The organism is Actinacidiphila sp. bgisy145 (assembly GCF_057708125.1).
Genome location: NZ_JBYIRL010000047.1, coordinates 12,411 through 33,614, shown reverse-complemented (window position 1 = coordinate 33,614; position 21,204 = coordinate 12,411). Strand labels below are relative to the sequence as shown.

General features: G+C 75.2%; 19 protein-coding genes. 8 read left to right on the top strand and 11 right to left on the bottom strand.

All coding sequences use genetic code 11. The features are described 5' to 3' along the window. Positions 1-128 precede the first annotated feature (128 nt). Both AC3ERT_RS31490 and AC3ERT_RS31485 read left to right on the top strand, forming a co-directional pair. Entirely contained in the window at positions 129-1,817 is a 1,689-nt protein-coding gene (locus AC3ERT_RS31490; RefSeq protein ID WP_335972377.1) for a DUF885 domain-containing protein, read from the top strand. Between the two features lie 194 nt (positions 1,818-2,011). Continuing rightward, on the top strand, positions 2,012-2,536 hold the full coding sequence (locus AC3ERT_RS31485) for a GNAT family N-acetyltransferase (protein ID WP_435178242.1): 525 nt from the start codon (positions 2,012-2,014) through the stop codon (positions 2,534-2,536). Positions 2,537-2,621: 85 nt separating this feature from the next. On the opposite strand, the gene AC3ERT_RS31480 is transcribed toward AC3ERT_RS31485, so the two are convergent. From AC3ERT_RS31480 to AC3ERT_RS31470, 3 genes are all read right to left on the bottom strand, one after another. Beyond that, the gene (locus AC3ERT_RS31480) at positions 2,622-5,774 is read right to left on the bottom strand and encodes an AAA family ATPase (RefSeq protein ID WP_435178240.1); all 3,153 of its coding nucleotides are present in this window, start codon (positions 5,772-5,774) and stop codon (positions 2,622-2,624) included. Beyond that, positions 5,774-6,937 carry an exonuclease SbcCD subunit D gene (locus AC3ERT_RS31475; RefSeq protein ID WP_435130726.1) on the bottom strand — a complete coding sequence of 388 codons (1,164 nt, stop codon included), beginning with the start codon at positions 6,935-6,937 and terminating at the stop codon, positions 5,774-5,776. Before AC3ERT_RS31475 ends, AC3ERT_RS31480 begins: the two co-directional genes overlap by 1 nt. A 181-nt stretch (positions 6,938-7,118) precedes the next feature. Then, positions 7,119-7,748 carry a YigZ family protein gene (locus AC3ERT_RS31470; protein ID WP_435130727.1) on the bottom strand — a complete coding sequence of 210 codons (630 nt, stop codon included), beginning with the start codon at positions 7,746-7,748 and terminating at the stop codon, positions 7,119-7,121. Between the two features lie 115 nt (positions 7,749-7,863). Here AC3ERT_RS31470 and AC3ERT_RS31465 point away from each other — a divergent pair, with 115 nt between their 5' ends. After that, on the top strand, positions 7,864-8,310 hold the full coding sequence (locus AC3ERT_RS31465; RefSeq protein ID WP_435130760.1) for a CoA-binding protein: 447 nt from the start codon (positions 7,864-7,866) through the stop codon (positions 8,308-8,310). Between the two features lie 130 nt (positions 8,311-8,440). Here AC3ERT_RS31465 and AC3ERT_RS31460 read toward each other — a convergent pair whose 3' ends face one another. After that, a complete protein-coding gene (locus AC3ERT_RS31460) occupies positions 8,441-9,250 on the bottom strand; it encodes an acyltransferase (RefSeq protein WP_435178238.1) in 810 nt (269 codons plus the stop codon). A gap of 64 nt (positions 9,251-9,314) precedes the next feature. Here AC3ERT_RS31460 and AC3ERT_RS31455 point away from each other — a divergent pair, with 64 nt between their 5' ends. After that, the gene (locus AC3ERT_RS31455; protein WP_435178236.1) at positions 9,315-9,896 is read left to right on the top strand and encodes a gamma carbonic anhydrase family protein; all 582 of its coding nucleotides are present in this window, start codon (positions 9,315-9,317) and stop codon (positions 9,894-9,896) included. 35 nt (positions 9,897-9,931) lie between these two features. Here AC3ERT_RS31455 and AC3ERT_RS31450 read toward each other — a convergent pair whose 3' ends face one another. Both AC3ERT_RS31450 and AC3ERT_RS31445 read right to left on the bottom strand, forming a co-directional pair. After that, positions 9,932-10,588, bottom strand: a complete 657-nt coding sequence (locus tag AC3ERT_RS31450; protein WP_335972384.1) for a DedA family protein — start codon at positions 10,586-10,588, stop codon at positions 9,932-9,934. A gap of 139 nt (positions 10,589-10,727) precedes the next feature. Continuing rightward, on the bottom strand, positions 10,728-11,180 hold the full coding sequence (locus AC3ERT_RS31445; RefSeq protein ID WP_335972385.1) for a DUF4442 domain-containing protein: 453 nt from the start codon (positions 11,178-11,180) through the stop codon (positions 10,728-10,730). Between the two features lie 72 nt (positions 11,181-11,252). Here AC3ERT_RS31445 and AC3ERT_RS31440 point away from each other — a divergent pair, with 72 nt between their 5' ends. Further along, complete coding sequence (locus AC3ERT_RS31440; protein ID WP_435178234.1) at positions 11,253-12,479, top strand: DUF8017 domain-containing protein; 1,227 nt, start codon at positions 11,253-11,255, stop codon at positions 12,477-12,479. A 66-nt stretch (positions 12,480-12,545) separates the two neighbouring features. Next, positions 12,546-13,934 (top strand): MFS transporter, encoded by a 1,389-nt coding sequence (locus AC3ERT_RS31435; RefSeq protein WP_435178232.1) that lies wholly within the window; start codon positions 12,546-12,548, stop codon positions 13,932-13,934. A 110-nt stretch (positions 13,935-14,044) separates the two neighbouring features. Here the strand turns inward: AC3ERT_RS31435 and AC3ERT_RS31430 are convergent, their stop codons facing one another. Further along, on the bottom strand, positions 14,045-14,875 hold the full coding sequence (locus AC3ERT_RS31430) for a spermidine synthase (RefSeq protein ID WP_435178258.1): 831 nt from the start codon (positions 14,873-14,875) through the stop codon (positions 14,045-14,047). A gap of 266 nt (positions 14,876-15,141) precedes the next feature. Here AC3ERT_RS31430 and AC3ERT_RS31425 point away from each other — a divergent pair, with 266 nt between their 5' ends. Then, entirely contained in the window at positions 15,142-16,374 is a 1,233-nt protein-coding gene (locus AC3ERT_RS31425) for an MFS transporter (protein ID WP_435178230.1), read from the top strand. Positions 16,375-16,524: 150 nt separating this feature from the next. Here the strand turns inward: AC3ERT_RS31425 and AC3ERT_RS31420 are convergent, their stop codons facing one another. Next, positions 16,525-17,778 (bottom strand): gallate dioxygenase, encoded by a 1,254-nt coding sequence (locus tag AC3ERT_RS31420; RefSeq protein WP_435130734.1) that lies wholly within the window; start codon positions 17,776-17,778, stop codon positions 16,525-16,527. A 98-nt stretch (positions 17,779-17,876) separates the two neighbouring features. On the opposite strand from AC3ERT_RS31420, the gene AC3ERT_RS31415 reads away from it, so the two are divergent. Continuing rightward, positions 17,877-18,827: a LysR substrate-binding domain-containing protein gene (locus AC3ERT_RS31415; protein WP_435178228.1), complete on the top strand. Its 951-nt coding sequence runs from the start codon at positions 17,877-17,879 to the stop codon at positions 18,825-18,827. Between the two features lie 79 nt (positions 18,828-18,906). Here the strand turns inward: AC3ERT_RS31415 and AC3ERT_RS31410 are convergent, their stop codons facing one another. The 3 genes from AC3ERT_RS31410 to AC3ERT_RS31400 form a co-directional block, all read right to left on the bottom strand. Then, positions 18,907-19,344 carry a hypothetical protein gene (locus AC3ERT_RS31410; protein WP_435178226.1) on the bottom strand — a complete coding sequence of 146 codons (438 nt, stop codon included), beginning with the start codon at positions 19,342-19,344 and terminating at the stop codon, positions 18,907-18,909. Between the two features lie 72 nt (positions 19,345-19,416). Then, entirely contained in the window at positions 19,417-20,613 is a 1,197-nt protein-coding gene (locus AC3ERT_RS31405; RefSeq protein ID WP_435178224.1) for a globin domain-containing protein, read from the bottom strand. 74 nt (positions 20,614-20,687) lie between these two features. Beyond that, positions 20,688-21,140, bottom strand: a complete 453-nt coding sequence (locus tag AC3ERT_RS31400) for an RrF2 family transcriptional regulator (RefSeq protein ID WP_435130738.1) — start codon at positions 21,138-21,140, stop codon at positions 20,688-20,690. Positions 21,141-21,204 lie beyond the last annotated feature (64 nt).

Below are 21,204 nucleotides of genomic sequence, written 5' to 3'. Positions count from 1 at the left end.
GGGGGCGCAGGGGCGCGGGGGGCCGTTGGTGGCCTTCTTACGCCGCTGACCTGCGGTGATACCGGCTGCCGTGGCCGGTAAGGGCATCCGGGGTGACGCCGTGCCGCCCGGCATACGAAGATGACCGCATGTCGTCACTCACCAGCAGCCCACTGCCCCGCCAGGTCGCCGACACCTACGTCGACGCCCTGGTCGCCCTCGACCCGGCCCTCGGCACGTACCTCGGCGCCCCGGGCAGCGCCCGCCGGCTGCCCGACCACTCGCCCGCCGGCGCGCAGGCCCTGGCCGACCTGGCGCGCAGCACCCTGGCCGACCTGGCCGAGGCGGAGGCGCGGCCCGGCGGCGACAGCCCGGCCGAGCGGCGCTGCGCCCGCCTGCTGCGGGACCGGCTCACCGCCGAGATCGAGGTCCACGAGGCCGGCGAGCACCTGCGGGCGGTCAGCAACATCAACTCCCCGCTGCACTCCATCCGCGAGACCTTCACGCTGATGCCGCTGGCCACCGCCGAGGACCACGCCGACCTCGCCGCCCGGCTGCGCGCGGTGCCCGCGTCCGTCGCCGGCTACCGCGCCAGCCTGGAGGAGGGCCTGTCCCGCGGCCTGCCGGCCGGCCCGAAGCAGGTGGAGACCGTCATCGAGCAGCTCGGCACCTGGGTCGGCGACGGCGCGGAGAGCAGCTGGTTCGCGCAGCTCACCGCGGACGGCCCGGCCGAGCAGCGCGCCGAGCTGGACGCCGCGGCCGCCGAGGCCACCGCCGCCTTCGCCGAGATCCGCGACTGGCTGCGCGCGACGTACGCCCCGGCCGTGGCGGGCGCGCCCGACACCGTGGGCCGCGAGCGGTACGCCCGCTGGTCGCGCTACTGGAACGGCGCGGACCTGGACCTGGAGGAGGCGTACGCGTACGGCTGGTCGGAGTTCCACCGGCTGCTCGGGGAGATGCACGCGGAGGCGGGCAAGATCCTGCCCGACACCGACCCGTGGGACGTGCTGCACCACCTGGAGACGCACGGCACCGTCGTGGAGGGCGTGCCGGAGGTGCGCGAGTGGCTCCAGGCGCTGATGGACGAGGCGATCCGCGCGCTGGACGGCACGCACTTCGAACTCGCCGAGCGGGTCAAGAAGGTGGAGGCGCACATCGCCCCGCCCGGCGGCGCCTCCGCGCCCTACTACACCGGGCCCACCGAGGACTTCAGCCGGCCCGGCCGCACCTGGCTGCCGACGATGGGCCTGACCCGGTTCCCGATCTACGACCTGGTCTCCACCTGGTACCACGAGGGCGTGCCCGGCCACCACCTCCAGCTCGCCCAGTGGGTGCACATCGCCGACACCCTCTCCCGCTACCAGGCCACCGTCGGCATCATCAGCGCCAACGTCGAGGGCTGGGCGCTGTACGCGGAGCGGCTGATGGACGAACTCGGCTTCCTCACCGACCCGGAGCGGCGGCTGGGGTACCTCGACGCGCAGATGATGCGCGCGGTGCGGGTCATCATCGACATCGGCATGCACCTGGAGCTGGAGATCCCGGCCGACTCGCCCTTCCACCCCGGCGAGCGGTGGACCCCGGAGCTGGGCCACGCCTTCTTCGCCGCGCACAGCGGCAGCCCGGCGACGCTGATCGACAGCGAGCTGATCCGCTACCTGGGCATGCCCGCGCAGGCGATCGGCTACAAGATGGGCGAGCGCACCTGGCTCGCCGGGCGCGCGGCCGCGCGCGCCGCGCACGGCGACGCGTTCGACCTCAAGGCGTGGCACATGGCGGCGCTGTCGCTGGGGTCGCTGGGGCTGGACGACCTCCTCGCGGAGCTGTCGGCGCTCTGATCGGCACGCTGACCGCCACGCGCGGGGCGGGGGCCGTCCGCGGCGTCCGCCCCCACGTGCCGCGGCGGCGCGGGCGCGGTCCGAAGTGTGCCTGCCGGGGCGGGTGACCAGGGCGTAGGGTTCGGGAGAGGGGGGCCGGTGCAGGCGTGCCGGCTCCCGCTTCCCTGCGTTTGGCGACAAGGCGGTCCGGTCCGATGACTCTGCACGCTTCCCACGACGGCGGGAGCCTGGTGCTCACGCAGGGCCGGCTCGTCCTGCGCGAGCAACTGCCCGAGGCCGCCGCGGTGCTCGCCGAGGGCAAGCCCGGCGACTTCACCTGGATCGACGGCGTGCCCGGCGACGGCACGTCCAGCGCGGCCACCATGACGGTCGTCTCGGCGAGCGCCGGGGTCTACCGGCCCGGCTGGGGGCTCTTCGTCATCCAGCGGGCCGACGACCTGACCGCGCTCGGCGGGGTCGGCTTCCACGGGCCGCCGGACCGCGGCGCCGTCGAGATCGGCTACGACCTGTCGCCGTCCGCCCGCGGCCGCGGCTGGGCCACCGAGGCGGCCCGCGCGCTGTGCCAGTGGGCGCTCGGCCAGCCCGACGTGATGGTCGTCCTGGCCACCACCGAGCCGGGCAACGCCGCCTCGCAGGCGGTCCTCGCGCGCGTGGGCTTCACCCGGGTCGCGGACCGCGGCGAGCTGTGGGCGTACGAGCTGACGGCGCCGCCCGGGTAGGGCCCACGGGAGGCTCACGGGTCACGGGTCAAAGGCTCACGGGGCCCGGGGTCCGATTCGGGGCGCCGTTGGTCCGGCACGGAGCTCAGCCGGCGGCGGAGCGCATGCGGACGCTGGAGCCGTCGCGGCCCTTGTCGACCTCGAGCTGCGCGGGGATGCGGTGCCGCAGGTCGGCGACATGGCTGACGATGCCGACGGCCCGGTCCCGTTCGCGCAGCCCGTCGAGGACATCGAGCACCTCGTCCAGGGTCCCCTCGTCGAGGCTGCCGAAGCCCTCGTCGATGAAGAGGGTGTCCAGCCGCATGCCGCCCGCCTCGTCGGTGACGACGTCGGCCAGGCCGAGCGCCAGGGCGAGCGACGCGAAGAACGTCTCGCCGCCGGAGAGCGTCGAGGTGTCGCGTTCGGTGCCGGTCCAGGCGTCCACGACCACCAGGCCGAGGCCGGACTTGGCGCGGTTGCCGGCGCGGGCGTCGCTGTGCGCGAGTGTGTAGCGGCCGGCCGACATCCGGTGCAGCCGCACGCCCGCGGCCGCGGCGACCTGCTCCAGGCGTGCCGCCAGGACGTACGTCTCCAGCTCCATCCGGTAGCGGTTCTCCGCCGAGGTGCCCGCCGCGAGGTCCGCCAGCCGTCGGAGCCGATCGAACTCCGCCCGGGCCGGGGCGAGTTCCCGCACCCGCGCGGTGGCCAGGCGGCTCAGCCGGTCCAGTTCCCGGCAGCGGGTCGCGGCGGCCGACTCCGCGGCCGAGGCCGTCCGCAGCCGCCGCTGCGCCTGTTCGGCGGCGTGCTGGGCGCGTTCGGGCGCGGCGGGCGGCAGCGCGGCGGCCGCCGCGGGTTCGGGTGCGGCCAGGGCCTCCTCGACCGCGGCCTCCTCCCGTTCCCATGCGGCCATGTCCCGTTCGGCGCGGGCCAGTTCGGCCGGTGGCAGCAGCGCCGCCGCTGCCTCGTCGGGCGACGCGAACCCGGCCTCGCGCACGGCCGCCGCGAGCGCGGCGCGCGCCTCATCGAGCTGCCGCCCGCACTCCGCCCGCTCCCGTGCGGCATCGACGGCGCGGTCCAGCAGGCCGATCCGCGCGGCCAGGTCGCCGCGCCGGGCCCGTACGGTGGCGTGGCCGCCCCGCGCCTTGGCCAGCTCGGCACCCAACTGCCGGTGCTGCTCGTCCAGTTCCTCCCGCCGGGAGGTGCGGGCGGCGGTACGGCTGAGGGCCTGCTCGCGCTGGGCGGAGCGGCGCTCCTGCTCCTCCTGCGCCCGGGCGAGGTCGCGGCGCGCCTCGGCCAGGCCCCCGGCGGCGCGCACGGCGGCGGCGTGCTCGGCGGCCGACTCCGCGTGGGCGGCGACGAGTTCGGCGTAGGAGGCGGTCCCGGCGGCGGCCGCGGCCGCCTCGTGGGCGGCGCGCAGACGGGCCGTCGCCTCGCCCGCCGCCGCGTGGGCCGCACGGCTCCGCTCGTAGGCGGCGTGGGCGGCGTCCTCGTCGGCGGAGGTCACCCGGCGGCCGGCCTCGGGCCGTGCGGGCGCGGGGTGTTCCGCGGCGCCGCACACCCGGCACGGCTCGCCGTCCACCAGGCCGTCGGCCAGCTCAGCGGCGATCCCGGCGATCCGGGCCTCCCGTGCGTCCTGCCACGCCTCGCGGGCCTGCGCGGCCCGGTCCCGCGCGTCCCGTCCGGCGTCCTGCGCGCGGGCCAACTGCGCTGCCAGCCGGTCGCGTTCGGCCGCCGCGTCGCGCCGGGTCAAGGCCACCTCCACCCGCCCGGCCAGGCCCTCCGCCCGCGCGGCAGCCTCCGCGGCGGCCTCCACCCGGCCCTGGAGCCGGCCGCGCTCGGCCGCCCAGCGCTCCAGCCACGCCTGCGCCTCCCGTACGGCCCCCTCGTCCGCGCGCTCCTCCCGGGCCAGCGCCTCCCGGCGGCGCCCGATCTCCTCCAACCGCGCCTCCGCCTCCCCGGCGGAGGCCAGCCCGCCCAGCTCCTCCCGCAACTCCCCCACCCTGCGCGCCATGACGGCCACGCGTGCGTCCTCGGCGCCCTCCGCCGCGCCGAATCCCGCCTCCCCGGCCGGACGGCCACCGCTCCGCCCGGCGCCGAGCGCCTGCGCCAACTGCCGTTCCACCGGGGCCGACAGCGCCTGTACCGCAGCGTCACCGGTCCGCTGGGCCGGGACCTCGCCCGCGTCCGCGACGTGTTCGCCCGCGGCCCGCAACCGGTCCGCCGCTTCCTCCTCCGCGGCGCCGGCCTCCTCGTAGCGGGCGGCCGCCTTGGCGTGGCGGGCTAGGGCGGGGTCGACGGCCAGGGCCCGCCGGGCGCGGTCGAGGCGGGTCCGGGCGGCGTCCCGCGCCGGGCGCTGCTCCTCAAGGGCCCGCGCCCGGGCGCGGGCTTCGCGGTGCCGGCGCTGGAGGGCGGCCACCTCGCGTGCCGCGGTGGCCGTCTCGGCGGCGGCGCGGTGCGCGTCCTCGGCGAGGCGTACGGCCGTACGCGCGATGTCGTACCGCTCGCGGGCGTCGCAGCGGGCGAGCGCGGCATCGGCGAGCAGGGCGGTGTCGAGGGCGGCTTCGGGGTCCGCCGCCGGGGGGCCGGCGCTGTCGTCCCCCGCGGCCTGCCGCATCCGGGCGGCGATCTGCCGCAGTTCGTCGTCGGCCGCGGCGAGCCGCCGGTCCGCCTCGTGCCTGAGGTCGCGCAGCCGCCGCTCGACGGCCTTGAAGCGGCGCGTGTCGAACAGCCGCCCGAGCAGCGCGGCGCGCTCGACCGCGCCCGCGCGCAGGAACGTCGCGAACTCGCCCTGCGGCAGCAGCACCACCTGGCAGAACTGCTCGCAGCTCATCCCGACGAGTTGCCGCACCTCCTCGCCGATCTCCTGGTGCGACTTGGACACGCCCTGCCATGTGCCGCCGACCTGCTCGCGCAGCAGCGTGACCGCCTTGTCGACGGTGGTGCCGGTGCCGCGCTTCTTGGCGCGCGTCTGCTCCGGGCGCCGGGTGATCTCCAACCGGCGCCCGGCGAGGGTGAGTTCGAGGACGACCTCGGTCGGGGTGCCGGCCGCGGCGTGGTCGCTGCGCAACCGGTTCGCCGGCCGGGCGCCGGGCACCTGGCCGTACAGGGCGTAGCAGACCGCGTCGAGCACGGAGGTCTTGCCCGCGCCGGTGGGGCCGTGCAGCAGGAACAGCCCGGCGGCGGACAGCTCGTCGAAGTCGACGTGCTGGGTGCCCGCGAAGGGGCCGAACGCGGTGAGTTCGAGGCGGTGCAGGCGCATCAGTCGGCTTCCGTCCGTACGGCGTCGGCCCGCACCTCGTCCAACGCGGCGCGCAGCACGCCGGTTTCGGCCGGGTCGGGGGCGGTGCCGCGGACGTGGGCGACGAAGTCCTCGGCGATCTGCTGGTCGGTGCGGCCGCGCAGCCGGCGGGCGTAGGAGGCGAGGTCGTCCTCGTCGGCGCGGTCGGGTGCGAAGGCGAGCGCGAGGACGTGCGGGAAGCGCCCCGCGAGCGCGGCCATCGGTTCGTGCGGGCGGTGGGCGTCGGTGAGGGTGGCCTCGACGAAGGAGCCGGTGTGCGGTTCGAGCGCGGGGTCGGCGAGCAGGTCGTCCAGGCGGCCGCGCAGCCGGGCCAGCGGGCGCGGCACGGGTGTGTCCAGCCGCCGGGCGCCGACGGCGCCTTCGGGGTCGAGGTCGACCAGCCACATGCTCTTCCGGTGGTGCTGCTCGGAGAAGGAGTAGGCGAGCGGCGAACCGGAGTACCGTACGCGGTCGTTGACCGTCTGGCAGCCGTGCAGGTGGCCGAGCGCGACGTAGTGGACGCCGTCGAACAGCTCGGCGGGCACCGCTTCCACGCCGCCGGCGGTGATGTCGCGCTCGCTGTCGCAGGGGGCGGCGCCGGTGACGAAGGCGTGCGCGACGACGACGGCGCGGGTGCCGGCGGGCCGGGTGGCCAGATCAGCGCGCACCCGGTCCATGGCGGCGCCGAGGACGGCGGTGTGGTCGGCCCGTTCGGCGTCGAACTCGGCGCGGACCAGGGCCGGTTCGAGGTAGGGCAGGCCGTAGACGGCGATGTCGCCGTGCGGCGGGTCGGGCAGCAGCACCGGCCGGTGGCAGGTCGCGGGGTCGGTGCGCAGGTGGACGCCGGCGCGGTCGATCAGCCCGGCGCCGACGCCGAGCCGCCGGGCCGAGTCGTGGTTGCCGGAGGTCAGCACGGTCGGCACGCCGAGGTCGGCGAGGGCGTGCAGGGCCTGGTCGTACAGCTCGATCGCGGCCAGCGGGGGCACGGCGCGGTCGTAGACGTCGCCCGCGACGAGCACCGCGTCGACCTGCTCGGCGCGCACCGTGGCCACCAGGTGGTCGAGGAAGGCGCGCTGGGCGCCGAGCATGCTCACCCGGTGGAAGGACCGCCCCAGGTGCCAGTCCGAGGTGTGCAGGAATCTCACGCCGCCACCGCCGCGAACCGCACCTGTTCCCCTCCCCTTCCCGGGCGTCCGCCCGCCGACCTGCACCGTACTACCGATCTCCGTCGATCTCCGCGCGGTCCGGCCGCACACCCCGGTGGGCCGCCCGCGATCGGCCGGGGCGCGGCGGTGTCAGCCGGTGCCGGGCGGCGTCGGCCCGGCGTCAGGTGACGTCCACGTAGGCGCTGCCCTCGGCGGTGCAGGTGGCGGCGCCGGAGGTGGCGTCGGCGAGCCAGGACCGGAAGGCGGCGACATCGGCTTCGGGCACGCCGAGGTGGAAGGTGACGGCGGCGCCGTACTCGACCTCGCGCACGGTGTGCCCGGCGGCGCGCAGTTCGTTCTCCAGGCGTCCGGCGCGCTGGTGGTCCGCGGTGACGGTGAGCAGCGTGAGCAGCCGCCGCTGGAGGGTGCCGACGGTGTCGAGCGCGGCGGACACGGCGCCGCCGTAGGCCCGGGCCAGGCCGCCCGCGCCGAGTTGGACGCCGCCGTAGTAGCGGGTCACGACGGCCACGGTGTCGCGCACCTCGCGGCCGAGCAGCACCTGGAGCATGGGGGTGCCCGCGGTGCCGCCGGGCTCGCCGTCGTCGCTCGCGCGGTGCAGGCGGCCGTCGGGGCCGATGACGTAGGCGAAGCAGTTGTGCGTCGCGGCCGGGTGCTCCTTGCGGACCGCGCGGACGAACTCCTCGGCGGCTTCCTGGCTGGCGGCCGGGGCCAGCGCGCACCGGAACCGCGAGCGTTTGATCTCACTTTCGTACACGCCCGGGCGCGCCACCGTCAGATACCGATCTACCACCCGTTCAGCGTAGTGCGGCGGGAATCGGGGCGCGGGGCGGGGCGTTGATCAGGGCAGGACGCGCGGGAAGCGCGCGGGCGGTCGGGAGTTCGAGGCGAGAGGGCCGGTGAGCGGTGTGAACGGGGACGGGTTCGGCAGCGGGTACGCGGACTATGAGGACAGGGCCAGGGCGCGCAAGATCCTGACCGACAGCGGTGACACCTGGGCGGTGGTCGGACTCTCGGGCAACACCACCCGCCCGGCCTACCAGGTGGCGGCGGTGCTCCAGCGGTTCGGCAAGCGCGTGGTGCCGGTCCATCCGAAGGCCGAGACGGTGCACGGCGAGCGGGGGTACGCGAAGCTGGCGGACATCCCCTTCCCCGTCGACGTGGTGGACGTCTTCGTGCACCCCGCGTGGGCCGGCGAGGTGGCCGACGAGGCGGTGGCGGCCGGCGCGAAAGCGGTGTGGTTCCAGCTCGGCGTGATCGACGAGAAGGCGTACGAACGGGTGCGCGCGGCCGGGGTGGACATGGTCATGAACCTCTGCCCGGCCATCGAGATACCGCAGCTGCCGCGCGCCTAGCACCCGCGCCGCAGGGTCCCGCGGTCGGCTTGAGGTCCGCGGGGTCCTGCGGTCCGCCGGAGGTACGCGGGCCCGCGCGGCGGAAGGTCCGCGGCGGGGCGGCGGAAGGTGCGGTCGGGCGGTGGGCGGGTCAGGTGGCGGTGGGGGTCTCCAGGCCGGGCAGGTCGAGGCGTTGTTCGGGCGGCACGCTGTCCGGGCCGGACGCCGAGGGCCCGGACGCCGAGGGGCCGGGCGCCGAGGGGCCGGGCGCTGCGGGGCCGGGGGTGCGCAGCGGTGGCTGCCAGCCGGTGTCGGGTGCCCAGCGGCGCACGATCCGGGCGGGGGCGCCGGCGACCACCGCGTGGTCGGGGACCTCGCCGCGGACCACGGAGCCGGCGGCCACCACCACGTTGCGGCCGAGCCGGGCGCCGGGCAGCACCACGCTGTCCACGCCCAGCCAGCTGCCCGCGCCGATCTCGACGGGCGCCGCGTGGGGCCACTGCTCGCCGATGGCCTGGTCGGGGTCCTCATAGGAGTGGTTGGTGCTGGTCACGTAGACGTTGGGGCCGCAGTAGACCTTGTCGCCGATGACGATCGGGGCCAGGGCCACGATGTGGCTGTCGCGGCCGATGACGACGCCGTCGCCGATGCGGATGACCGGGTCGGGGCCGTAGTCGAGGTCGGCGGGGGCCAGGCCGACGGTGAGAGTGACCTGTTCGCCGATGATGCAGCAGGCGCCGAGGTGAATCCAGGGTTCGCCGAAGACGGTGCCCTGGGGGAAGGCGAGGCGGGTGCCCCAGCCGATCCGGCCGAAGCGCAGCAGCCCGGGGCGCTCCGCGGTGACCGCGCCCGCGTTCTGCACCCGTCGCCAGGCGCGGTGCACCAGGCGGGTGGTGGCGCGCCGTCGCCAGGCCGCGGCGCCGGACAGCAAGGAGAAGAACACGTTCTTGTTCTCGGGCACACGGCCACCGTATACGGTGCTGCGGGGCCGTGGTGGAGCGGCGCGGGATCGGACGGGAGCGGGCATGGCGGAGTCGCAGTCGGCGTCGGAGTCGGTGGAGCACGCGGGTTCGGCGGCCGGGGCGCCCGGGGCGCTGGTCGCGGGGGTGGCGGGCCGGCAGCCGCGGCTGGACCCGGAGGCGTATGCGGCGCCGACGTCCGTGGTGCTCGGTGACGTGGTGCTGGGCGAGCGGGCGAGTGTCTGGTACCACGCGGTGCTGCGCGGCGACTGCGAGCAGATCCGGATCGGCGCGGGCTCCAACGTCCAGGACAACTGCACGGTGCACGCCGATCCGGGGTTCCCGGCGGTCGTCGGCGCGGATGTCACGGTCGGGCACAACACGGTGCTGCACGGGTGCGTGGTGGAGGACGGGACGCTGGTGGGGATGGGGGCCACGGTGCTCAACGGAGCGCGGATCGGCGCCGGTTCGCTGGTGGCGGCGGCCGCGCTGGTGCCGCAGGGCATGGTGGTGCCGCCGAACTGCCTGGTCGCGGGGGTGCCGGCGAAGGTCAGGCGGGAGCTGACCGAGGAGGAGCGGGAGGTGCTGCGGCTGAACGCGGCGCACTACGTGGAGTTGGCCCGGGCCCACCGGGCGGCGCTGGGCTGACCGGTGGGCCGGGCGGGGTCACCCGCGGGAGGGGGTCACTCGCCGGAGGGGGCGACGGCCACTTCGCGTTCGGCGGCCGCCTCGTGCTCGGCCTGCACCTTGGCGGCGCGGCGCCGTACGTAGAGGAAGGAGCCGAGGCCGACCAGGACCGCGATGGCAAGGCCCACGTAGCCGAAGCGGGTCAGCCAGGGCTCGGCGACGACGCCCACGTAGTAGATGATCGCGGTGATGCCGCCGGCCCAGACCAGGCCGCCGAGCGCGTTGGCGATGAGGAACTTGTGGTAGGGCATCTTCAGGACGCCGGCGAGCGGCCCGGCGAAGATCCGCAGCAGGGCCACGAAACGGCCGAAGAAGACCGCCCACATGCCCCAGCGCTGGAAGGAGCTTTCGGCGGTGGCGATGTGGCCGGGTGAGAAGTGGCTGGGGAAGCGGCGGCCGAGCCAGTCCAGCAGGGGTCGGCCGCCCTTGTGCCCGATGGCGTAGCCGATCGAGTCGCCGACCACCGCGCCGAAGATCGCGCACGCGCCGACGATCCAGGGGCTGACGTGGCCCTGGGAGGACAGCAGTGCCGCCGTCATCAGCACGATCTCGCCGGGCAGCGGGATGCCGAGGCTCTCCACCCCCACCACGAGACCGACCATCAGATAGACGGCGACCGGCGGAATGCCGTCCAGCCAGTCCTGCACGTGCACAGCAGGTCCCTCCCCGGGGTGGCGGTCGAACGCGCGCCCGCAGCGCGCTTCCTGGAAGCCTAACCGACCGGGCGCACGTCCTGTCCGCTCAGCGGTGCGCTTCCGGTCGGCCGGCCGCTCCCCCGCCGCGGCGGGGACGTCAGCTGTTGGGGCGCAGCGTCCAGACGACGGTCATCCGGCCGGTCTCGGCACCGTCCTCGCGGGTGAGGACGACCTCGACCGGGAACTCCGGGCGCCGCCCGGTGTCGAGTTCGGCGACGACGTCGGCGGCGGGGCGGCCGAGGGTAGCGGTCGCGCGCACCTGCCCCCGGGCGATCTTGGTGTAAGTGACCTCGACCCGCACCGGCAGCGGGACGGCGCGGGAGAGCTGGTCGCCGAACGCGCCGATCACCACGGCGCCGGAGGCGGACTCCCCGGCGGTGAACATCGCGCCCGCGTGCGGGCCGCCGACGTGGTTGCGGTACTCGGGCCGGTCGGGCAGCGCGACGACCGCGCGCTCGGCGGTGGTCTCCAGGTACTCCAGGCCGAGGGTGCGGACCATGGGCACGGTGGAGCTGAGGATTTCGCCTATGGGGGGCAACGTGTCTGACATGGCCGCATGTTACCAGTCAGTATCCTGGTCCGGCGTGGAACCCGACCGGCCTCTCCCCTAGTGTTTCGAGCCATGTGGCCAGGAGACCAGCAGCACGGGGGAGAGCAGAACCCGCAGGGCGGCCCCCCGCAGCACCCGCAACAGCCGAACACGCAGCAGCAACCGCAGCAGGGGCAGCAACCGCCGCAGTCCCCGCAGGCCCCGTACGGGTATCCGCCCAACCCGTACGCGCAGCCCGGTTACCAGCAGCCGCCCGCCCCGCCCTACGGGCAGCCGCAGCAGCCGCCGGCGCCGCCCTACGGCCAGCCGCAGCAGCCGCCTACAGCTCCGTACGGGCAGCCCGCGCCCGGCGGCCCCTATCCGCAGTCCGGCTACCAGCCCGGGCAGGCTCCGGCCGGCGGCTACCCCACTCCCCAGAGCTGGGGCCCGGCGGTGCCCGGCGGCCCTGGTGGACCCGGCGGCCCCGGCCTGCCGCCGGAGAAGGACAACCGCAGGCTGACCATCGCGATAGCGATCACCGCCTCGCTCGCGGTCATCGCGGCCGTGGCGGTCGGCGCGGTCTACCTCACCGGCGACCACGGCAAGAAGGACGACGCGAAGGGGCCCGCCACGCCCACCGCGACGACGCCCGCGAAGCCCACCGCCACCCCGTCCCCCACCGACACCTCGACCGGCGGCGCGGACGACAACGACAACCCGCGCAACGGCGGCACCGAGATCAAGGCGGTGATCCCCGGCTGGCAGGTGGTCCGCCGCGACCAGCGCAACGTCGCCTTCGATGTCCCGCCGGGCTGGACGGTCGACAGCGAGGGCATGAGCGTCGGCTTCAGCAACGACAAGGGCGACCCCGAGGTCATCATGAGCGCCCCCGCGTACTACAAGCACGCGTGGTGCAAGTCCTCCGACGGCGAGGCGGACCGCGCGGCCGTCGGCACCAAGGGCGGCAGCGGCGCGAAGAGCCTGAAGGACGCCGCCGACAACGAGGCCGAGGCGTGGGCGTACTGGGCCTACCAGGTCAAGGGCAAGGGCACCTTCTCCAAGGCCCAGGACAGCAAGGCGTTCTCCAACAGCTACGGCATCACCGGCTGGCAGGCCGAGGCCACGGCCACCAACGTCGTCAAGGCCAACAAGTGCGAGCCGCCGAGCGGTGTCGCCTACACCGTGGCCTGGACCGACCCCTCCCAGACGAAGCCGACCCCGGTGGTGTGGGTCCTGTACGCCGACACGGGCGTCTCCGACGCGCTCACCAAGGCCACCGTGGACAAGATCAAGAGCACCATCCGGCCGATCAAGAAGTAGCGCGGCGCGGCCGCGAGAGCCGATAACGGTTGGCGCTTCACCCGGTCCTTCCTGGATAGTGCCCGGGTGAAGCGCACCGCCCCCGGCTCCCGTCCCCGCCCCGGCACCGCCCGGAAGCTGCTCGGCCGGCTGCCGGCCCTGCCCGAGCCGCCCGCGTGGGCCGGGCGGGACTTCCGCCTGCTGGTCAGCGCGTCCCTGGTCGCCAACATCGGCAACGCCGGCGCCACGATCGCCGCCGCGTACGCGGTCATCGACCAGGGCGGCAGCGCCACCGACGTGGGCCTGGTGGTGGCCGCCCGCACTCTGGCGCTGGTGGTCTTCCTGCTGCTGGGCGGCGCCATGGCCGACCGGCTGCCCCGGCAGCGGGTGATGGTCGGCGCCAACCTGCTCAACGCCACCTCGCAGGCCGCGTTCGCGGTCCTGGTGCTCACCGGCTCGCCCGCGCTGTGGACGATGGCCGCGCTGGCCGCGGTGGGCGGCACCGGGCAGGCGTTCTTCTCGCCCGCCTCCGAGGGCATGGTGCTGTCCACGGTGGACTCCGCCCACGCGGGCAAGGCGTTCTCCGTCTACCGGCTGACCATGAACGGCGCGATCATCGGCGGCTCGGCCCTGGGCGGCGCGCTGATCGCCGCGATCGGCCCGGGCTGGGTGCTCGCGGTCGACTCCGCGGGGTTCCTGTGCGCCGCGGCGCTGCGCGGCCGGCTGCGTGTCCCGGCCGCCCCGCGGGCCGCCGGGTCGGGCAGCAGCATCGTCGGCGAACTGCGCGAGGGCTGGCGGGAGTTCGCCGCCCGCCCCTGGCTGTGGGGCATCGTGATCCAGTTCGGCATCGTCAACGCCGTGGTCACCGCAGCGGAGACCGTCTACGGCCCGCTGGTCGCCCGGGAGCACCTGGGCGGCGCCGCGCCCTGGGGGCTCGCGGTCGCCGCGGGCGGGGTCGGCACCTTCTGCGGCGGCCTGCTGATGGTCCGCTGGCGTCCGCGCCGGATGCTGCTCGCCGGCACCCTCGGCATCTTCCCGATGGCGCTGCCCGCGGCCGCGCTCGCCGGCGCCGTGTCGGTGCTGCCGCTGTCGACCGCGACCTTCGTCGCCGGGGTCGGCGTGGAGGTCTTCGCGGTCGGCTGGATGCTGGCGCTGCACCAGGAGATCCCCGAGGACAAGATGTCGCGGGTGTCGGCGTACGACTGGCTGGGCTCGATCTCGCTGACCCCGATCGCCACCGCGCTGTCCGGTCCGGCCGCGAACGCCTTCGGCCGTACGAACGCGCTGTGGGGCTGCGCGGCCATGGTGCTGCTGCTGACCGGCGCGGTGCTGCTGGTGCCGGACGTACGGCGGCTGGAGCACCGCCCGAAGACGGTCACGGTGCCGGTCGGGCCCGCCGACGCCGCGCCGGTACCGGCCGGGCAGGCCGCCGCACCTGTCGCGGACGGCCCCGCAGGGGCGCCCGGTGCGAGCTGAGCCGGTGTCCGCGCGCCGCCGACCCGCGACGCCGGCCGGGCCCGGCAGCTCGCCGAGGAGTTCGACGGCGCGCACACCGTCGTCGGCGACCTCGCCGTGTCGGCCTCCGCTCAGCCGACCGTGAACGCCCCGCCCGGCGGCTCGGGCGAGTCGGCCGCCGCCGCGTCCCGCACCGGCGTGCCCGGGAACGCCCGCACCGCCTCCGCCGTCCCCAGCACCCGCGCCGGGAACGCATCGGCGGCGCACCGCCGCGCCACAGCGACCAGCGGCAGATCCCCGCGGGTGGCCGCGAGTACCGCGTTGCCGTACCGCCGCCCGCGCAGCACCCCCGGCTCCAGCAGCACGCACACCTCCGCGTCCGCGCCGAACACCGCCCGCAGGGTGGCCAGTTGGGAGCCGAGGAAGGTGAACGGCGCGGCGTCGGCGAGGTTCGACACGTACAGCCCGCCGCCGCGCAGCACCCGGGCCGCCTGCGCGGCGTACTCGAGCGTCGTCAGGTGCGCGGGGACCCGCGAGCCGCCGAAGACGTCCGCCACGAGCACGTCGGCGCTCGCGTCCGGGCGCGCGGCCAGCCACTCCCGCGCGTCCGCGACATGGGTGCGGACGCCGGGCGCGTCCAGCGGCAGGTGCTCCGCGACCAGCCCGGCAAGGCCCCGGTCCGCCTCGATGACGTCCTGCGCCGCGCCCGGCACGGTCCGGGCGAAGCGGCGCGGCAGGGTCAGCGCGCCGCCGCCGAGGTGGACCACGTCCACCGGCGCGGCCCGCGTGTCGCACACCGCCTCGACGACGTACGCGACACGCCGTACGTACTCGAACTCCAGGTGCTCGGGGTCGGCCAGGTCCACGTACGACTGCGGGGCGCCGTCCACCGTCAGCAGCCACGCGTCCGCGCGGTCCACGTCCGGCAGCAGCTTCGCCACCCCGAAGTCGACGGTCCGCATCACCGCCACAGCTTCGCCTTCCACCCCGCCATCCTCCCGCACCCCGCGCCCGCGCACCGACCACCCCGCCCCGCCCCGCCGCGCTCCCCCGTCCGTTGCTCACCCGCTCCCCCGCTCTCCCCGCTCTCCCCGCTCTCCGTCGGGTGACGCAACCGTCGACGGTTCTTCATCCTCTGGTGACGTACGGGAATTCAGCACGTGGGAGACTTTGTTCCGTTGGTAAACTTAAAGTCCGTCCCCACCCCCGTTCCGTAAAGGACCCCTCCATGCCCCTGGCCATCCTCGCCCTCGCGGTGAGCGCCTTCGGCATCGGCACCACGGAGTTCGTGATGATGGGCCTGCTGCCCAACGTCGCGGGCGACCTCGGTACCTCCGTGCCCACCGCCGGTTACCTCGTCTCCGCCTACGCGCTCGGCGTCGTCGTCGGTGCGCCGCTGCTCACCGCGCTCGGCTCCCGTGTCCCCCGCAAGCGCATGCTGCTCCTGCTGATGGGGCTGTTCACCGTCGGCAACCTCGCCTCGGCCTTCGCGCCGGGGTACTGGACGCTGCTGGGCGGCCGGTTCCTGTCCGGGCTGCCGCACGGCGCGTTCTTCGGCGTCGGCGCGGTCGTCGCCTCGCGGCTGGTCGCCGAGGAGCGGCGGGCGCGCGCGGTGGCCGCGATGTTCCTCGGGCTGACCGTCGCCAACATCGTCGGAGTGCCCGCCGCCACCGCGCTCGGCCAGCACCTCGGCTGGCGCGCGACGTTCGTGGTGGTCTCCGCGGTCGGCCTGGTCGGCCTCGCCTCGCTCGCGCTGCTGGTGCCGCGGCTTCCCGTCGAGGAGCACGTCGGTGTGGGCCAGGAGATCCGGGCGCTGCGCGAGCCGCAGGTCGTACTCGGCCTGCTCACCGCGGTGTTCGGGTTCGCCGGGGTCTTCGCCGTCTACAGCTATCTGGCCTCGATGATGACCGAGGTCACCGGTTTCGCGGACTCCTCGGTGACGCTGCTGCTGGCGCTCTTCGGCATCGGCATGACGCTCGGGGCGCTCGCCGCCGGTCCGCTCACCGACCGCGCGCTGCGTCCGACCCTCTACGGTTCGCTCGCCGCGCTCGCCGTGGTGCTGGTCGGCTTCCACTTCGCCGCGCACTCCAGGATCGCCGCGCCGATCGCGGTGGTGGTGCTGGGCGGGGTGGGCTTCATGACCACCACGCCGCTCCAGATGCTCGTCATGAACAAGGCCCGGCACGCCCCGACCATCGCCTCCGCCTCCAACCACTCCGCGTTCAACCTCGCGAACGCCGGCGGCGCCTGGCTCGGCGGCGTGGCGATCTCGGCGGGCTGGGGCTGGACCTCGCCGACGCTGGTGGGCGCGGTGCTGGCCGTGGCGGGACTCGGGATCGCGGTGACCGCCGGGCTGCTCGACCGCCGGGCCGGGGCGGCAGCGTACTCGACGTCCTCGGCGTCCTCGGTGGTCGCCGGCGGCGGGCCGAGGGTGCGGCAGGACGTGCAGGAGCACGCGTAAGGCGTGTCCTCGACGGGGGAGCCGGCACCCGGCTCCCCCGCACGGGCCCGCCTCGGCCCCGCCCGGCCCGTGAGCACACGTCGAGAGCCGCACGCGGTCGGCACGCGGTGCGGACGCGGTACGGCCGCGGTGCGCGGCGGGCGACCGGCGCTAGTCGGGGCGGACGGAGTACAGCAGCGGGGTGTTGCGGGAGGCGAGGAAGGCCTCCAGGGACTCCCCGCGCATCGCCGCGTAGATCTCGGGGTTGGAGACGCCGACGACCGCGCCGAGCTTTTCCAGCATGAAGAAGATGACGCCGTAGTGGATCAGGCCGCTCCAGTCCCGGCGGCGGACGAGGTCGCGCTCCTCTTCGGTGAGGGCCGCCGCCTCGAACGCCGCCTCCTCGTCGGCGAGGAACCGTTCGCGGTACTCCCGGTCCACCATGCCGTGCAGGAACTTGTTGAGCCGGTACGCCTTGACGCCGGCGGCGATGTCGTAGGGGTAGGTGCCCGGCAGCCGCTCGATCCCGGCCAGTTGCTCGGCCATCCGCGCCCGGTGGCGCTCGGCGGCGGCGCTTTGCAGCCCGATGTCCCCGTTCTCCAGGACGAGCGTCGCGACGCCGGTCATCGAGGGCAGGTCGTAGGAGCTGTACACCCGGCGCACGTCGGCGGACAGGGCGCCGCGCATGACCAGCCACATGATCACCTCGGCGCCTTCGAGCCCGCCCAGGGTGGCGTACTCGGCGTGCGTCATCCCGGCGAGCGCCTGCGGGTCGGAGGTGACGGCGTCGAGGAAGCGGCGGTCCCACTCCGGGTTGTTGAAGCCCGCGCGCTCGCCGTGGACCTGGTGGGACAGCCCCCCGGTCGAGATCACCGCGACCGACATGTCCTGCGGGTAGCTCTCGACGGCCCGCCGGATCGCCTGCCCGAGCTTGTAGCAGCGCGCCGCCGTGGGGATCGGGAACTGCAGCACGCCGATCTGGAGCGGCACCACGGGCACCGGCCACGCGCCGCCGGGCCGGTCGAAGAGCACGGACATCGGTGAGAAGAACCCGTGGTCGAGCGGCTTGTCCTGGAAGAAGGCCATGTCGAACTCGTCGGTGACCAGGCTGGAGGCCATGTGCCGGGCCAGCGCCGGCTCGCCCGGCACCGGGGGCAGCCGGCGCGCGCCGCCGCCCTCGTCGGCGACCGCGTACCGGGCGCCGACCCCGAGCGTGAAGGCCGAGTAGTGGTCGAAGAAGAACGAGGTCATGTGGTCGTTGAAGACGTAGACGACCGCGTCGGGCCGCTTGTCCTCGAGCCACTGCCGGACCGGGGCGAAGGCGTCCAGCAGCTGGTGCGGTGCCCCGTCCTCGACACCGCGGTCGTGGGCGAAGCCGATGGTCGGCGTGTGCGACGTGGCGATGCCGCCGATGATGCGGGCCAAGGCGATCTCCTCCGCTGGAGCTGGGGTGGAGCCGAGCCTATGGATGACCGCAGGTCATGTGAATTGACGAAATTGGCCCGGTTGAATAACTTCCCGTTATGGAAGAGCTGCCCGGTACCGATGCGCTCCCGGACCCCGCGCTCTCCCGGCTCCGGCTGCGGCATCTGACCTGCTTCGTCGCCATCGCCGAGGAGCGCACGCTCGCCGGTGCGGCGGTACGGCTGGGGCTCAGCCAGCCGGCCGTGTCCAAGACGCTCGCCGAGCTCGAACTCGTCGCCGGGCGCCGCCTGGTCGACCGGGGCCGCTCGGGCGCCGCGCTCACCGACGCCGGGACGCGCTTCCTGCGGCACGCCCTGGAGGTGACGGGGGCGATGGCCTCGGCCTCCCAGGCACTGGTCCGCGAGAGCGCCCCGGGCGTGGCGCCGCTGCGGATCGGCGCGCTGCCGACCGTCGCCGGCGGGGTGCTGGCCCGGGCGCTCGCCCGGCTGCACCGGGATCGTCCGCACGCCTGGGTGCAGGTGGTGTCCGCGGCGAATCCGGAGCTGGTGGCCGCCCTGACCGCCGGGCGGATCGACTGCGCGATCGGCCGCATGGCCGAGCCGAGCACCATGCGCGGGATCTCCTTCGAACTGCTCTACACCGAGTCGCTGGCCGTCGTCGCCCGCCCGGGGCACCCGCTGGCCGCGGCCGGCGCCGACCGGCCGACCGACCCGGCCGCACTGCGCGGCTACCCGCTGCTGGTACCCGAATCCGGCACCGCGCCGCGGCTCCAGGCCGACGCGCTGCTGCGGTCGATCGGCCCCGGCACCGCGACGCGCTGCACCGAGACGCAGTCGCTCACGGTCGCCCGCGCGGTAGCGGTGCAGTCCGACGCGGTGTGGATCACCTCCCGGCACGCGGTACGACTCGACGTGGAGCAGGGGTGGCTGACGGCGCTGGACGTCCCGGTGCCGCAGAACGCGGAGCCGGTCGGCATCCTGCGCCGCAGCCGCGCCCGCCCCACGGACCTGGCCGAGGAGGTCTTCGAGCTGATCAGGGCGTCGATCTGAGCGGTGCGCCGGTACGTCCAAGGGCGCGCCCGTACGTGCAGGGGCGCAGGTACGGAAGGGGCCCGGCCGGGGCCGCGGGTCAGGCCGCGAGGGTGTGCAGCGCCGCCGCGCCCAGCGCGAGCAGCGCGAGGACCTTCACCGACTCGGTGGCCACGTAGACGTGGTGGGCGCGGGAGCGGGGCAGCTCCTCGCCCGCCAGGACGCGGTCGGAGCGCCGGTTCAGGCCCGGCCGGATCGCGAGGAGCTGTGCGGCCATCATCGCCGCCGCGACCGCGGTGGGCACCGCGACCGCGACCGGCGGGCCGCCGGCGGCGACGGCCGCGACCACCCCGGCGGCGAGCACCGCCTCGATCCGGTTGAGCACCCGGAAGACGATCCGCCCGATGCCCAGCCCGACGGGCACCGTCACACCCGGGGCGCGGAACTTCAGCGGCGCTTCCAGGAACGAGATCCCCAGGACCATCCCGCACCAGGTGAAGGTGAGCGCGGCGGCCACCGCCGCCGAAGTGGCGTTCATCGTACGGACTTTCCTCTGCTTTCCTCTGCTTACCTCGGCTTACCTCGGCTTCGTCTTCCGCCGCCGTGCCGGTTACTCCTGGCCGAGCCAGAGGTCCGGGCCGAAGACCTCGTAGTGGACGTCCCTGGCCGCAACCCCCGCGCGCAGCAGGTCGCCGCGGATCGCGCGCATGAACGGCAGCGGCCCGCACAGGTAGGCGGTCAGCCCCGCGGGCAGGTCCAGCGCGGTCAGGTCGGCGCGCCCGGCCGCCGCCTCAGGTGCCTGGTCGCCCGGCTGCTCGTACCAGACGTGGAAAGCGGCGTTCGGCAGCGCGCCGACCAGCTGCCGGTGCTCCTCGCGGTGGGCGTGGTCGGCCGGGCCGCGGTCGGCGTGCACGACGGTGACCTGGCGCTTGCTGTCCTGGGCGGCGAGCCGGCCGAGCAGGGACAGCATCGGGGCGCTGCCGATCCCGGCGGACGCCAGCAGCAACGGCCCGTCGCCGCCGGTCAGTTCGAGGTCGCCGAACGGCGCGGAGACGGTGAGCACATCACCGGCAGCCGCGTGTGCGTGCAGCCAGGAGGAGACCTCGCCCTCCGGCGCGGCGCCGCCCCGCACGCGCTTGACGGTGATCCGCCACTCCTGGCCGCCGGGCGCGCCGGACAGGCTGTACTGGCGTATCTGGTGGGCGCCGTCGGCCAGTTCGACCCGCACGCTGACGTACTGCCCGGGGCGGAAGTCGCCGGCGGGCGCGCCGTCGGTACGGCGCAGGGTGAAGGAGGCGGTGTCGGCGGTCTCCTCGCGGCGCTCGACGACCTCCATCGGCCGCCAGGTGCCGCCCTCGGGCACGCCGGCCTCGCGGTAGAGGCGGGCCTCGACGGCGATCAGCGCGTTGGCCATCAGCCAGTACACCTCGTCCCAGGCGGCGGCCACCTCCTCGGTGACCGCGTCGCCGAGCACCTCCACGATCGCCGCGAACAGGTGCTGGTGGACCAGCTTGTACTGGTCGGCGGTGATGCCGAGCGAGGCGTGCTTGTGGGCGATCCGGCCGAGCATCGCGTCGGGCCGGGCGTCGGGGCGCTCCAGCAGCATGCCCGCGAAGGCGGCGATGGAGCCCGCCAGCGCCTTCTGCTGCTCGCCGTTGGCCTGGTTGCCGCGGTTGAACAGGTCGCGCAGCAGCTCCGGATGGTCGGCGAAGAGCCGGACGTAGAAGCGTTCGGTGATCTCGCCGATGGCGGCGCCGACCACGGGGAGGGTGGCGCGTATGACGGGGGTGGACTGCTCGGAGAGCACGGCGACTCCTCAGGAGAATACGTATCTGCTGTGCGCGTTTCAGGTGGACGGATGCCGCCTGCGGCGGCGGCGCCTCACGGGGTCCGGTGGCCGACCAGTCCGATGAGGACCGGTCCGGTGGGCGACTCCACCAGGTCGTCCACCGTGAGCGGGTCGAGCGTGGCGTAGAAGGCCTGCTGGGCCGCGCGCAGCGCCTGCCGGAGCAGGCACGCGGCCCGCAGCGGGCAGGGCGGGCCGGACGGGCCGCCGTCGCAGGAGACCACCTCCTCCTCGCCCTCCAGCTCCCTGACCAGCCATCCCACCGAGGCGCGGCGGCCGAGGGCGGTCAGCTCCAGCCCCCCGCCGCGCCCGCGCCGAGTGTCCAGCACGCCCAGGTGCCGCAGCCGCGTGATGGCCTTCGCCATGTGGGCGTGGGGTACGTCCACGGCCTCGGCCACCTCGCGGGTGGTGAGGTTCTCGGCCGGTCCGGCGGCGGCCAGCCGCATGACGGCGCGCAGTGCCAGGTCCGTGAACTTCGTCAGCCGCATGACCCGAAGCTATCAAAGACGCATGTAAGGTTCGTATTCAGGGGGGTCGGAACCGGCCCGGCCC